The sequence below is a fragment of the Streptomyces griseosporeus genome, from assembly GCF_014656055.1.
Lineage (GTDB): Bacteria > Actinomycetota > Actinomycetes > Streptomycetales > Streptomycetaceae > Streptomyces > Streptomyces griseosporeus.
Genome location: NZ_BNBR01000003.1, coordinates 689,075 through 702,010 on the forward strand (window position 1 = coordinate 689,075; position 12,936 = coordinate 702,010).

Annotated in this window: 9 protein-coding genes; 4 read left to right on the top strand and 5 right to left on the bottom strand. The window is 69.8% G+C overall.

All coding sequences use genetic code 11. The annotated features are described in order from the left end of the window. Positions 1 to 3: 3 nt before the first annotated feature. The 4 genes from IE308_RS17825 to IE308_RS17840 all read right to left on the bottom strand — a co-directional run bounded on the left by IE308_RS17825 (position 4) and on the right by IE308_RS17840 (position 7,557). The gene (locus IE308_RS17825) at positions 4 to 1,797 is read right to left on the bottom strand and encodes an ABC transporter substrate-binding protein (RefSeq protein ID WP_190218673.1); all 1,794 of its coding nucleotides are present in this window, start codon (positions 1,795 to 1,797) and stop codon (positions 4 to 6) included. 100 nt (positions 1,798 to 1,897) lie between these two features. Then, positions 1,898 to 2,917 carry an ABC transporter permease gene (locus IE308_RS17830; RefSeq protein WP_190218674.1) on the bottom strand — a complete coding sequence of 340 codons (1,020 nt, stop codon included), beginning with the start codon at positions 2,915 to 2,917 and terminating at the stop codon, positions 1,898 to 1,900. Positions 2,918 to 3,291: 374 nt separating this feature from the next. Continuing rightward, positions 3,292 to 5,199, bottom strand: a complete 1,908-nt coding sequence (gene typA, locus IE308_RS17835) for a translational GTPase TypA (protein WP_110630195.1) — start codon at positions 5,197 to 5,199, stop codon at positions 3,292 to 3,294. A gap of 141 nt (positions 5,200 to 5,340) precedes the next feature. Further along, positions 5,341 to 7,557, bottom strand: coding sequence for an ABC transporter family substrate-binding protein (locus IE308_RS17840; RefSeq protein ID WP_190218675.1), 2,217 nt, complete (start codon positions 7,555 to 7,557; stop codon positions 5,341 to 5,343). Between the two features lie 299 nt (positions 7,558 to 7,856). Here IE308_RS17840 and IE308_RS17845 point away from each other — a divergent pair, with 299 nt between their 5' ends. The 4 genes from IE308_RS17845 to IE308_RS17860 are packed head-to-tail and all read left to right on the top strand — an operon-like array spanning position 7,857 to position 11,719. Continuing rightward, positions 7,857 to 8,147 (top strand): Rv0250c family protein, encoded by a 291-nt coding sequence (locus tag IE308_RS17845; RefSeq protein ID WP_110630191.1) that lies wholly within the window; start codon positions 7,857 to 7,859, stop codon positions 8,145 to 8,147. Between the two features lie 18 nt (positions 8,148 to 8,165). Then, positions 8,166 to 8,996, top strand: coding sequence for a succinate dehydrogenase subunit SdhC (sdhC, locus tag IE308_RS17850; RefSeq protein ID WP_190218676.1), 831 nt, complete (start codon positions 8,166 to 8,168; stop codon positions 8,994 to 8,996). A 27-nt stretch (positions 8,997 to 9,023) separates the two neighbouring features. After that, a complete protein-coding gene (locus tag IE308_RS17855; protein WP_190218677.1) occupies positions 9,024 to 10,952 on the top strand; it encodes a fumarate reductase/succinate dehydrogenase flavoprotein subunit in 1,929 nt (642 codons plus the stop codon). Beyond that, positions 10,949 to 11,719 carry a succinate dehydrogenase/fumarate reductase iron-sulfur subunit gene (locus IE308_RS17860; RefSeq protein ID WP_190218678.1) on the top strand — a complete coding sequence of 257 codons (771 nt, stop codon included), beginning with the start codon at positions 10,949 to 10,951 and terminating at the stop codon, positions 11,717 to 11,719. The genes IE308_RS17855 and IE308_RS17860 overlap by 4 nt, the downstream gene beginning before the upstream one ends. A 34-nt stretch (positions 11,720 to 11,753) precedes the next feature. Here IE308_RS17860 and IE308_RS17865 read toward each other — a convergent pair whose 3' ends face one another. Next, on the bottom strand, positions 11,754 to 12,887 hold the full coding sequence (locus IE308_RS17865) for a glycoside hydrolase family 18 protein (RefSeq protein ID WP_229908913.1): 1,134 nt from the start codon (positions 12,885 to 12,887) through the stop codon (positions 11,754 to 11,756). Positions 12,888 to 12,936: the final 49 nt, after the last annotated feature.

Here is a 12,936-nt window from a genome sequence, read left to right on the forward strand (position 1 = left end):
GAGTTACGACTTCAGGAACAGGTGGTTGATGTCGATGAGGCTGGACACCGAGCCGTAGCGGGCACCACCGATGTTGGAGCCGGAGAGCATGATCTGCTTCGTGTACCACAGCGGCGCGGACGGGATCACGTTCTCGAGGAGGTAGTGGTGCGCCTCCTTCCAGGTGGCCGCGGCCTCGGTCGGCTCCTGCGTGAGGGCCTTCTTGATCAGCGCGTCGACCTTCTGGTCCTTGACGTGCGAGTAGTTCGAGGAACCGTCGGCGACCTGCGAACCGTCGTAGATCGGCGTGACGACCGTGCCCGCGGACGGCCAGTCCTGGCCCCAGCCCGTGATGTAGATGTCGTACGGGTTGGCGAGCTTGCCGATCTGCTCGTAGTAGCTCGCCGCGTCGATCTCCTTGGCGACGACCTTGAAGCCGACCTTGGTCAGGGCGTCCTCGATGGCGACCTTGCGCTTCTGGCCGTTCTCGCTGTTGGCGTAGGCGAAGACGAGGGTCTTCTCGTTCTCCGGCAGCGCCTTGACCATCTCGGAGGCCTTGGCGATGTTGCCCTGCGGCGTCTTCAGACGGCCGTACGGGTCGTAGGTCGGCTCGTAGCCGGGCAGGGTCGGGGCGAAGTAGTTCGGGGCCACGTCACCGCCGTAGACACCACCCTCGCCGGCGATCAGGGCCTTGGAGTTGACGGCGTAGGTGACGGCCTCGCGGACCTTCTTGTCCTTGACGCGGTCCAGGTTGAAGGTCAGCTGCATGACGTAGGGCTGGTAGCCCTTGGTCACGCGGGCGTTGACCTTCGGGTTGCCGACGACGTCCTGGATCTGGGTGGCCTCGACGCCGTTGGTGAGCTGGATGGCGTTCTTGTCCTCGCCCTGGTCGGCGATCAGACGCTTGGTCTGGGTGGACTCGGTGATGCCGAACTGGAAGTTGAAGCCGTCGACGTACTGGTGGCGCACGGAGTCGGTCTTCGGGTCCCAGTTGGTGTTCTTGACCAGGACCAGGGACTTGTCGGCCTTGTACGACTGGATCTTGTACGGGCCCGTGGCGACCGGGGCCTTGTCGTACTTCTCCTTGGTGTCCGACTCCTCCGGGACGACGCCGTAGCCGGCCATGGCCAGCGTCTGCGGCAGGTCCGGGCGGGCGGTGTCGAAGTGGAAGACGACCGTCTTGTCGTCCGGGGTGTCCAGGACGGTGGCCGGCAGGTGCTTGCCGTCGAAGCCGCCGCCGGGCAGCGCCTTGCGGTAGTCGGCGCCGCTCAGCCAGGTCTGCAGGTAGGTCGGGCCGTCGAAGATGAACTTCGCGTACAGGCGCTCGACGCTGTGGCGGACGTCGGCGGACGTGATCGGCTTGCCGTTGGCGTCCTTGACGCCGTCCTTCAGCTTGTACGTCCAGGTCTTGCCGCCGTCGGAGGACTGGCCGGAGTCGGTGGCGAGGTCGCCGACGACCGACACGTTGCCCTTGTCGTCCTCCTTGAACTGGGTCAGGCGGCGGAAGAGCAGGTTGGCGACCTGGCCGGCGTCGGAGACGTAGATCTGGCCCGGGTCGAGGTGGGACAGGCCCGCCTCCTGGTAGACCTGGATCGTGCCACCGCTCTTGGCGCCGGCGATCTCGGGGGCCGGGCCGGTGGAGCCGGCGGCGTCGGCGTAGGTGACCGCCTTCGACTGGACCGAGGCCTCCTGCTGGTCCTTCTTGGAGTCCGCGTTGGACTTGCCCCCCTCGTTCTTGGAGCACGCGGTGAGGGCGAGCGAGCCGGCCGCGATGGCGACCACGATGGCGCGCGCTCTGCGCGACGTGAGCGACTTCATGAGGCGAATGCACCTACCTGTCGGTTGTTATCCATGAGTGCTGCCGGACGCGGCTGGTAGGCCGACGCGGGGGCGGCAGCCACCCCCCACCAATGGACGGTTACCGCCCGGACTTGGGGTCGAAGGCGTCCCGGACCGAGTCTCCGAGGAGGTTGAAGGCCAGGACGAAGATCACCAGCGCCAGACCGGGGAAGAAGATGAACGCCGGGTCCTGCTGGGTGTACGTGGCACCCGCGGCGAACAGTCGTCCCCAGTCCGGGGTCGGCTCGACGAAGCCGACGCCCGCGAAGGAGAGGAAGGCGATGGTGAGGATGGTGCTGGGCAGCGTGTACGTGAACTGCACCAGGATCGGCGTCACCACGTTCGGCAGGATCTCCTTGCGGATGATCCGGGCCGGCGAGGCGCCGGAGACCTTGGCGGCCTCGACGAACTCCCGCTCGCGCAGCGACAGCACGGTGGAGCGGACCAGGCGGGACATGCTCATCCAGCCCAGCACCCACAGCACGATCAGCATCGCCAGCGCCCGGAAGTAGGTGGGCGTCTCCTCCCGCGGGTCCACGAAGAAGGACGTCACGACGGGCATGAAGGCGATGAAGAACAGCTGCTGCGGGAAGGACAGGAAGAAGTCCGTGACCCGGCCCAGCCAGTAGTCCGTCTTGCCGCCGAAGTAACCGCCGATGAGGCCGAGGACGATGCCGGTGACCATCATCAGGACGGTGACGCCGAGCGCCATGAACAGCGAGGTCCGCATGCCGTACACGAGCATGGCGAACAGGTCGCGGCCGAACTGCGGCTCCACGCCGAACCAGTGGTCGCCGGAGACGCCGCCGAAGTACCCGAGCGGCAGCCCGAAGTCGTCGAGCACGGGCTTGTCCGCGTAGGTGGGGTCCTGGCCGTACAGCGTGTACGGGTCGGTGCCGCTCAGCTTCGTCAGCAGCGGGGCGCCCAGGGCGACGACGAAGTAGAAAATCACTACCCAGGCACAGATGACACCGGTACGGTCCCGTTTGAAGCGCTGCCACATCAACTGGCCGGGAGAACGTCCCTCGAGCTTCTGCTCGCCCTTCGCGGGCTCGGGCGTCGACTCGAGCTCAGGGTCCAAGGCGACTGGACTGGTCATGTGTGTTCTTCCCCCGGGGGGTTGGAGAGTTGAGCGCAGCACAGATACCGGCAGGTTCTGTGGTTTGGGGGAACTTTCGCCAAAGTGTTCAACGCGCGTCAAGGGTGGAAGACATAGGGATCTCCCTACCGTCCATATTTTGAGGAAAAATTGCAAAGATTGACACCTGCGCGCGCTTGACAGGTGAGATGAGAGACCGTCAAATCGGACATATAGCTACGAATTCAGGGTTTACATGTCCGAAACCTGAACGACCGCATACCGATAACCGGACGGTCACGATCAGGTCCACCGGGAAGTGAACAGCCGAAGGCCCGGCCCCCGCTCGTGCGAGGGCCGGGCCTTTGCGGTCCGGGTGCCGGCCGGCGGCCGGGTCAGCCGTGCTTGGCGCGGCTCGCGGCCCGGGCACGCTCCCGCGCGTCCAGGTTCACCTTGCGGATGCGAACGGCCTCCGGGGTCACCTCGACGCACTCGTCGTCGCGGCAGAACTCCAGCGACTGCTCCAGCGACAGCTTGCGCGGCGGGACGATCGACTCGGCCACATCGGCCGTGGACGACCGCATGTTGGTGAGCTTCTTCTCCTTGGTGATGTTGACGTCCATGTCGTCGGAGCGGGAGTTCTCGCCGACGATCATGCCCTCGTACACCTCGGTGCCGGGCTCCACGAAGAGCACGCCACGCTCCTGGAGGTTCGTCATCGCGAACGCCGTCACGGCGCCGGCGCGGTCGGCGACCAGGGAGCCGTTGTTACGGGTCTGCAGGGTGCCGAACCAGGGCTCGTGGCCCTCGTGGATGGAGTGGGCGATGCCGGTGCCGCGGGTCTGGGTCAGGAACTCCGTCCGGAAACCGATCAGACCGCGCGAGGGCACCACGAACTCCATGCGGACCCAGCCCGAGCCGTGGTTGGACATGTTGTCCATCCGGCCCTTGCGGACGCCCATGAGCTGCGTGACGGCGCCCATGTGCTCCTCGGGCACGTCGATGGTCATCCGCTCGACCGGCTCGTAGACCTTGCCGTCGACCTCCTTGGTGACCACCTGGGGCTTGCCGACGGTCAGCTCGTACCCCTCGCGGCGCATCGTCTCGACGAGGATGGCGAGCGCCAGCTCACCGCGGCCCTGCACCTCCCAGGCGTCGGGGCGGTCGGTGTCGAGGACGCGGAGGCTGACGTTACCGATCAGCTCGCGGTCCAGCCGGTCCTTCACCTGGCGGGCGGTGACCTTGCGGTCCTTCACCGCGGCCTTGGCGTCGGCGCCCTTGCCGGTGCCGCCGCGGCCGACCAGCGGCGAGGTGTTCGTACCGATGGTCATCGAGATCGCCGGCTCGTCCACCGTGATCAGCGGCAGCGCGATCGGGTTCTCCGGGTCGGCCAGCGTCTCGCCGATCATGATCTCGGGGATACCGGCGACCGCGCAGATGTCACCCGGGCCGGCCTTCTCGGCGGGCTTGCGGGTGAGCGCCTCGGTCATCATCAGCTCGGAGATCCGCACGTTCTGCACGGAGCCGTCGCGCTTCATCCACGCGACCGTCTGGCCCTTCTTCAGCTCGCCCTGGTGCACGCGCAGCAGCGCGATACGGCCGAGGAAGTTGTCCGCGTCGAGGTTGGTGACGTGGGCCTGGAGCGGGGCGTCCTCGTCGTAGGACGGGGCCGGGATGGTGTCCAGGATGGTGGAGAAGAACGGCTCCAGGCTGTCGGAGTCCGCCGGCACCGTGCCGTCCTCGGGCTTGGTCAGCGAGGCGACGCCGTCCCGGCCGCAGGCGTAGACGATCGGGAACTCGATCTGGTCCTCGTCGGCGTCCAGGTCGAGGAAGAGGTCGTACGTCTCGTTGACGACCTCGTCGATCCGGGAGTCCGGCCGGTCCGTCTTGTTGATGCACAGGATGATCGGCAGGCGCTGCTGGAGGGCCTTGCGCAGCACGAAGCGGGTCTGCGGCAGCGGGCCCTCGGAGGCGTCCACCAGCAGCACGACACCGTCCACCATCGACAGACCGCGCTCGACCTCGCCGCCGAAGTCGGCGTGGCCGGGGGTGTCGATGATGTTGATGGTGATGGGCTCCCCGCCGTCCTTCGGGTGGTACTTGACCGCCGTGTTCTTGGCGAGGATCGTGATGCCCTTCTCACGCTCCAGGTCGTTCGAGTCCATCATGCGGTCGTCGACCGAGTCGAGCTGGTGCGCGGCGAAGGCACCGGCCTGCTTGAGCATGCCGTCGACGATGGTGGTCTTGCCGTGGTCGACGTGGGCGACGATGGCGACGTTGCGGATGTCGTGGCGCGTGGCCATAGAGGGCGTTCTCCCGGAGTGTGAGGATGGCCTGCGCGTACGTCCGTGTGACGCGGGCCTGCCGGGCTTGACACGCCACGGCCTCACCCCATGGTACGTGTCCTTGGCAGCGGCGGCCCGCTGGGCCTGTCGGGGAGGTCGCTAACCCTTCGTGGGGGAGGCCGAGATCTTCGCCCCCTTCTTCAGGAAGCCCATGTCCTCGTAGACCGGCGTGCGGAACCCGAAGGCGCCCGCGTTCACCAGGTCCTTGCGTGCCGCGGTCAGCTCGGGCCGCTGGTAGAGCGGGATCGAGCCGGCCGCCGCCCAGATGCGCGAGTCGGCCTTGCGGATCAGGTCGCGCGCCTCGTCCTCGTCCAGCGTGCCGATCGCCTGGTCGAAGAGCTGGTCGACCTGGTCGGTGCCGACGCGCGTGTAGTTCTGCTCCACGGTCAGCGAGCCGTCGGCCGCCGGGACCGGCTTGGCGTAGACGGGGCGGGCGTCGGTCGCCGGGAAGGCGGAGGCGGGCCAGGAGTACAGGGCGAGGTCGTACTGGCCGGCCGCGATGTGGTCCTTGAAGTAGCTGTCGTCGGCGACCTTGGTGATCTCGGTGCGGATGCCGACCCGGTCGAGCATCTTCGCGATCCGGCCGGCGACCGCGCGCAGCGTCTCCGAGCCGGGGCCGGAGGGGACGACGAACTTCAGGGACAGCGGCTTGCCGTCCTTGGCGAGCGCCCTCGGCCCGGCGCCGGCCGGGGCCGCCGTGCCCTTGGGGGCGTACGCGCCGGGCGCCCCGCCGTGCAGGCCGTCCTGCGCGAGGTGCCGGCCGCCGTCCTCACCGTGCCGGCCGGACGGCTTCTCGTCCCGGGCGCCCTGGGCCTCCTCGGCGTCCCGGTCCTCCTCGCGCGGCGCCTTGTCGTCCTCGCCGACGATGTACGTCCCGTCGTCGCCGCCCTCGGACGCGTCGCCGTCGTTGCCGTCGTCGGCCTTCCTGCCGTTGCCGCCCGCGGCCTTCTCGGCCTTCTTCGGCTCCTCGACCGGGCCGCCCGGCACCCACCCGGCGTCGGCCAGCAGCGCCTGCGCCTCGCCGGTGTCCTGGTCGCCGAGGGCGCCGCTGTTGTCGGCGTAGGCGGCCTGGCCGGACAGGGCGAGGTGGCTGCCGACGGGGACGGCGGGCAGCCCGAGCGGCTTCAGCACCAGCTCGGCCAGTTCCTTGCGGTTCAGCGCGCGGGCCACCGCCCGGCGCACCCGCTCGTCGGCGAGCGGCCCCTCGGAGCCGTTGAGGGCCAGCTGGGTGTAGGCGGGCTCGAAGGACTTGCGGACCTCGAAGCCGCGCAGCTGCTGCTCGCGCATGTGCCACTCGGCCATCGCCTTGCGCAGCTTCTTGAGGCCGCGCTCGCTGTCGGCGGCCTCCTTGTCGAAGCCGTGCGCCGTGCCCCAGGCGCGCAGCGCCTCGGTCTCCGTGCGTCCGCTTCCGGGGCCGTGCAGCGGGCCCGCGTTGCCCTGCGCGGCGCCGGCGATGCGGCGGGCGCCGGCCGGGTCGACCGCGGCCAGGTCGACCGTGCCGTCGGCGAGCGCGTCGACCCGCTTGTCGCGCGGCACGGCGTGCAGCACGATCTTGTCGAGCTTGGCGGGCTCGCCCCACCAGCGCGGGTTGCGGGTGAGGACGACGTCCTTCTCCTTGCGGTCGACCTCCTTGACCTTGAACGGGCCCGCGGAGACCTTCAGCTTGCGGCGGGCGCCGTCGTTGAAGGAGTCGGGGCTGCCCATGACGTCCTTGGGGTACAGCGGCGAGAACAGCGACCGCCAGTCGGCGTAGGGGCGGCTGAAGGTGACCTTGACCTCCAGGTCGTTGTCGCCGCGCTCGACCTTCTCGATGCGGTCGTAGCCGGCGTTGCGGGCCGTCCAGTAGGCGGAGTCCTTGCCGGACAGGGCGCGCCACTGGGCGGCGAAGTCGGCGGCGCCGATCTCGCGGCCGTCGCTCCAGACGGCCTGCTGGTTCAGCTTGTACAGCACGACCTGCTTGGGCTCGGTCTCGACGACCTTGGCCGATTCCAGGTAGTCGGCGTTGCGCTGCGGGCGGCCCGTGGCGTCGAGCCGGTACATCGACGGCAGGGTGGCCTGGGCGACGGTGGTGGTGGCGGCGTCGGCGTCGGCCTGGAACGTGTTCAGGGTGTCCGGTACGGCGTCGACGGCCCAGCGCAGCGTGCCGCCGTCGGCCACCCGGTCGCGGGCCGCCTCGGCGATGTCCTGCCCGGCCAGCGGCTTGCCGGCCTCGTCCGCGCCGCCGCAGCCGGTCAGGACGGTGACCGCGAGGGCTCCCGCGGTGAGGAAGGCGGCCGAGCGCACCACCGCGCGCGGGCCGACACCGACGTGGGACATCTCAGGTACCTCCGGAAGGCCGCGGGCGATATGATCACGTTTGGCGGTATATGGAGTTGATCAGATGTATGCAGATCGATGGCAGCCACTGAAGAGGAAAGGATCCGGCAACGCGGTGCGACACGGCGGCCACGCACGGTAAGCCACCCGTGCGGCGCAATCCCCGCCGTCGTGCACCTGTACGCCTCGGCCAATCGATGCACATCCCTTCACAGCGCCAGGTGTGACGCGCAACACTCGCAGGCGCATGACCGTTGGCACCTGGGGGCCCGATGGACCCGTGGAAGTGAGGTCACGTCATGTCCGTGCACGACGATCTGGCAGCCGTCCAGCGCTGCCTCGACGACCTGATGCGGTCGGTGGGACGGCTGGAGCAGCAGCTCGGCAGCGGCGGTCTGGAGATCCGCCGCGTCCGTACCGACACCAACCATCTGCGCGAGAGCGTCGCCCTGCTGCGGCAGGCGGCCTCCGCACCGGGCGAGCCGATCCGGCCCGACCTCGTCAGCATCCCCGACACGCCGTACGACCCGTCGCTGTGGCAGGACTCGGACGACGAGGGTCTCGGCGCCCGCGACCGGCACGCACCCTGACCCCGACCGGAGTCCACCGTGGCCACTGGTACGGAACCCACCGGGACGGCACCCCGGGGCGGCGGCGTCCGCGCGCCCGGCCGCGCCGCGATCGCCGCCCCGCACCTGCGCACCGACCGCTGGTGGCTGGCCCCGGCCGCCACCGCGGCCGGTCTGCTGGCCTTCGTCGTCTACTCGACGTGGCGCGCCTTCGCCAACGCCCACTACTACGCGGCGCCGTACGTGTCGCCGTTCTACTCGCCCTGCCTGGCGGAGAACTGCCGGGACATGCGCGCCGGACCCAACGCGGACCTGTTCGGAAGCTGGTGGGGCATCTCCCCCGCGATCATCATCCTGATCTTCCCGCTGGGCTTCCGCCTGACCTGCTACTACTACCGCAAGGCCTACTACCGGGGCTTCTGGGCGTCCCCGCCGGCCTGCGCGGTGGCCGAGCCGCACGGGAAGTACACCGGTGAGACGCGCTTCCCGCTGATCCTGCAGAACATCCACCGGTACTTCTTCTACGCGGCGATCCCGGTCGCCGGGGTGCTCACCTACGACACCGTCCTCGCCTTCCGCGACGAGCACTACGCGTGGGGCCACATGGGCCTCGGCACCCTGGTGTTCCTCGTGAACATCGTGCTGATCTGGGCGTACACCCTGTCCTGCCACTCCTGCCGGCACATCGTCGGCGGCAAGCTCAAGCACTTCTCCAAGCATCCCGTGCGGTACCGGGCGTGGCAGTTCGTCGGCCGCCTCAACGCCCGGCACATGCAGCTGGCGTGGGCCTCCCTGCTGAGCGTGGCGCTCGCCGACTTCTACGTCTATCTGGTCGCGTCCGGTGTCTTCGACGATCCGCGCTTCTTCTAGCGCTTCTCCCAGATTGAGGGCCTTCTGATGGCAGCGGTGGAACGGCAGCAGTGGGACGTCGTGGTCGTCGGCGCGGGCGGCGCGGGCCTGCGCGCGGCCATCGAGGCCCGGGAGCGGGGCGCCCGTACGGCGGTGATCTGCAAATCGCTGTTCGGCAAGGCGCACACGGTGATGGCGGAGGGCGGCATCGCCGCCGCGATGGCCAACGCCAACCCGCACGACACCTGGCAGGTCCACTTCCGCGACACCATGCGCGGCGGGAAGTTCCTCAACCAGTGGCGGATGGCCGAGCTGCACGCCCAGGAGGCCCCGGACCGGGTGTGGGAGCTGGAGACGTGGGGCGCGCTGTTCGACCGGACGAAGGACGGGCGGATCTCGCAGCGCAACTTCGGCGGCCACGAGTACCCGCGCCTCGCGCACGTCGGCGACCGCACCGGCCTGGAGCTGATCCGCACGCTCCAGCAGAAGATCGTGGCGCTCCAGCAGGAGGACCACCGCGAGACCGGGGACTACGAGTCCCGGCTGAAGGTGTTCCAGGAGTGCACGGTCACCCGGATCCTCAAGGACGGTGACCGGGTCGGCGGGGTCTTCGGCTACGTACGCGAGAGCGGGCGCTTCTTCGTCCTGGAGGCGCCCGCCGTCGTGATCGCCACCGGCGGCATCGGCAAGTCGTTCAAGGTGACGTCGAACTCCTGGGAGTACACCGGCGACGGCCACGCGCTGGCGCTGCTCGCGGGCGCGCCGCTGCTGAACATGGAGTTCGTGCAGTTCCATCCGACGGGCATGGTCTGGCCTCCGTCGGTGAAGGGCATCCTCGTCACCGAGTCGGTGCGCGGCGACGGCGGGGTGCTGCGCAACTCCGACGGCAAGCGGTTCATGTTCGACTACATCCCCGACGTCTTCAAGGAGAAGTACGCCGAGACGGAGGAGGAGGCCGACCGCTGGTACGACGACCCGGACGACAACCGGCGTCCACCCGAGCTGCTGCCCCGTGACGAGGTGGCCCGCGCGATCAACTCCGAGGTGAAGGAGGGCCGCGGCTCCCCGCACGGCGGGGTGTTCCTGGACGTGTCGACGCGGATGCCGGCCGAGGTGATCAAGCGGCGGCTGCCGTCGATGTACCACCAGTTCAAGGAGCTGGCGGACGTCGACATCACCGCGGAGCCGATGGAGGTCGGGCCGACCTGCCACTACGTGATGGGCGGCATCGCCGTCGACTCGGACACGGCGGCGGCGCGCGGGGTGCCGGGGCTGTTCGCGGCCGGTGAGGTGGCGGGCGGCATGCACGGCTCCAACCGGCTCGGCGGGAACTCGCTGTCCGACCTGCTGGTGTTCGGCCGCCGGGCGGGCGGGTACGCGGCCGAGTACGCGGCGGCGGCCACCCGGGTGCCGGTGGCGGAGGAGCAGGTGGACTCGGCGGCGGCGGAGGCGCTGCGGCCGTTCTCGGCGGAGGGGCTGGAGCCGGACGCGGGCCCGCCGGAGAACCCGTACACCCTGCACCAGGAACTCCAGCAGACCATGAACGACCTGGTCGGCATCATCCGCCGCGCGCCCGAGATGGAGCGGGCGCTGGAGAAGCTCGCCGAGCTGCGGACCAGGGCGCGGCGGGCCGGAGTGGAGGGGCACCGCCAGTTCAACCCGGGCTGGCACCTCGCCCTGGACCTCAGGAACATGCTGCTGGTCAGCGAGTGCGTGGCGCGGGCCGCGCTGGAGCGCACCGAGTCGCGCGGCGGGCACACCCGGGAGGACTTCCCGTCGATGGACCGCGCGTGGCGCTCGGTCAACCTGCTGTGCCGGCTGACCGATCCGACCGGCGGGCTCGCGGCCACCGATCCGGTGCGCGGCCAGATCGACCTCGTACGGGAGACGACCGAGCCCATCCGCCCGGACCTGCTCGCCCTCTTCGAGAAGGAGGAGCTGGTCAAGTACCTCGCCGACGAGGAGCTGTACGAATGAGCGGCTACGAGGCGCGTTTCAAGGTGTGGCGGGGCGACGCGGATGGCGGCGGCCTGGAGGACTTCCGGGTGGAGGTCAACGACGGCGAGGTGGTGCTCGACATCATCCACCGCCTCCAGGCGACGCAGGCGCCCGACCTCGCCGTGCGCTGGAACTGCAAGGCGGGCAAGTGCGGTTCGTGCTCGGCGGAGATCAACGGCCGCCCCCGCCTGATGTGCATGACCCGGATGTCGGTGTTCGACCGCGAGGAGACCGTCACGGTTACCCCCCTGCGCACCTTCCCGGTGATCCGCGACCTGGTGACGGACGTCGGCTTCAACTACGCCAAGGCGCGCGAGATCCCGGCGTTCGTGCCGCCGGCCGGTCTGGGCCCGGGCGAGTACCGGATGATGCAGGAGGACGTGGACCGCTCGCAGGAGTTCCGCAAGTGCATCGAGTGCTTCCTGTGCCAGGACACCTGCCATGTGGTGCGCGACCACGAGGAGAACAAGACGGCGTTCGCGGGCCCGCGCTTCCTGATGCGGATCGCCGAACTGGACATGCACCCGTTGGACGCGGCCGCCGAGGCGGGCCTGGACCGCAAGAGCACGGCCCAGGACGACCACGGCCTCGGCTACTGCAACATCACCAAGTGCTGCACGGAGGTCTGCCCCGAAGGCATCAAGATCACGGACAACGCCCTGATCCCCCTCAAGGAACGGGCTGTGGACCGCAAGTACGACCCGCTGGTCTGGCTCGGGTCGAAGATCAGGAGGCGTTCTCCGTAGCGGGCGGAGTAATCCGTCTCCCCCACCCCTCGGTTCAGCCGATCCAGCCCGTACGGTACGCCTCCCAGTCCGCCTCCGTCGCCGCGAAGTCCACGTAGAGGGCGACGCCGAAGTGCTGGCGGCCGGCGTCCGTGCGGGACAGGCCCAGGCGGACGCCGCGGACGGCCGCCGGGACGGTCTCGGCCGCGCCGCGGTGGCCGAAGCGGTTCTCGTGGTAGAAGGGCAGGCCCATCAGCAGGTCGGTGGAGGCCGGGGTGACCTCCAGGGCGAGAGAGGTCTGCTGGGCGACGTAACCGCCGTAGGTGCTCTCCCACTGCTGCATGGTGTCGTACGACATGACGGCGATCTGGTCGACGCGGCGCGCGACCTGGCCGAAGAACTCCTGCGACCACCACTTGGGGTGCCCGGCGACCGCGCCGAAGAAGGTGTGCAGGCCCGGCAGCGGGTCGATCTGGTGGGCGGCGACGGACAGCGGCACCTTGCGGGCGGCGGTCTCGCGGTGCAGCGCGTCGAGCAGGTCGAGGTAGTGCCGGTCGCCGGAGTGCAGCGGCTCCAGGTCGAAGTGGGCGCCGTCGAACCCTGCGTCCAGGACCTGGCGGGTGGAGCGGACGACCGCGGCCCGGGTCGCCGCCCGCTCCAGTCGCATGCCGTCGGGCTCCTCCGTGGCCAGCACGTCCCCGAGCCAGGCCTGCACCCGTACGCCGGGCAGCGCGCGGTGCACGGCGTCGATGAACCACCGCGCCTTCGGGTACAGCGACGGGGGCAGCGTGCCGTCGTGCTCCAGGGGGCCCGTGTGCACGTACAGGTCGTGGATGCCGGTGCCCGCCAGACGGCGGGCCAGGGCGGCGACGTCGGCGTCCTTCTTGCGGCCGTCCACCCAGGCGTGCCCGAGCCAGAGCGCGTCCCGGCCCCGGGTGCGGGTGCCGTCGGCGGGGTCGCCGGTGTAGTTCACCCGCAGGGCGACCTGGGTGCCGAGGAGGGGCAGCAGGAGGAGCAGGACGAGGGCGAGGGCGGTACGGCGGGTGTACCGCAGCCAGCGACGGCCCTTTTTCTGGGGCCGCCGCGACTCCGGCCCGGCGGCCGTCGGGTCCGTCCGTTCCGCCTCCGTCCGCTCCCCCTCCGTCCGCTCCGTCTCCGTCTCCGTCTGTTCGGTCCCCGCCTGTTCCATCCCCGCGTCCCTCCCGTGCGCCGACTCGGACGCACCCCGCTCGCGCCCC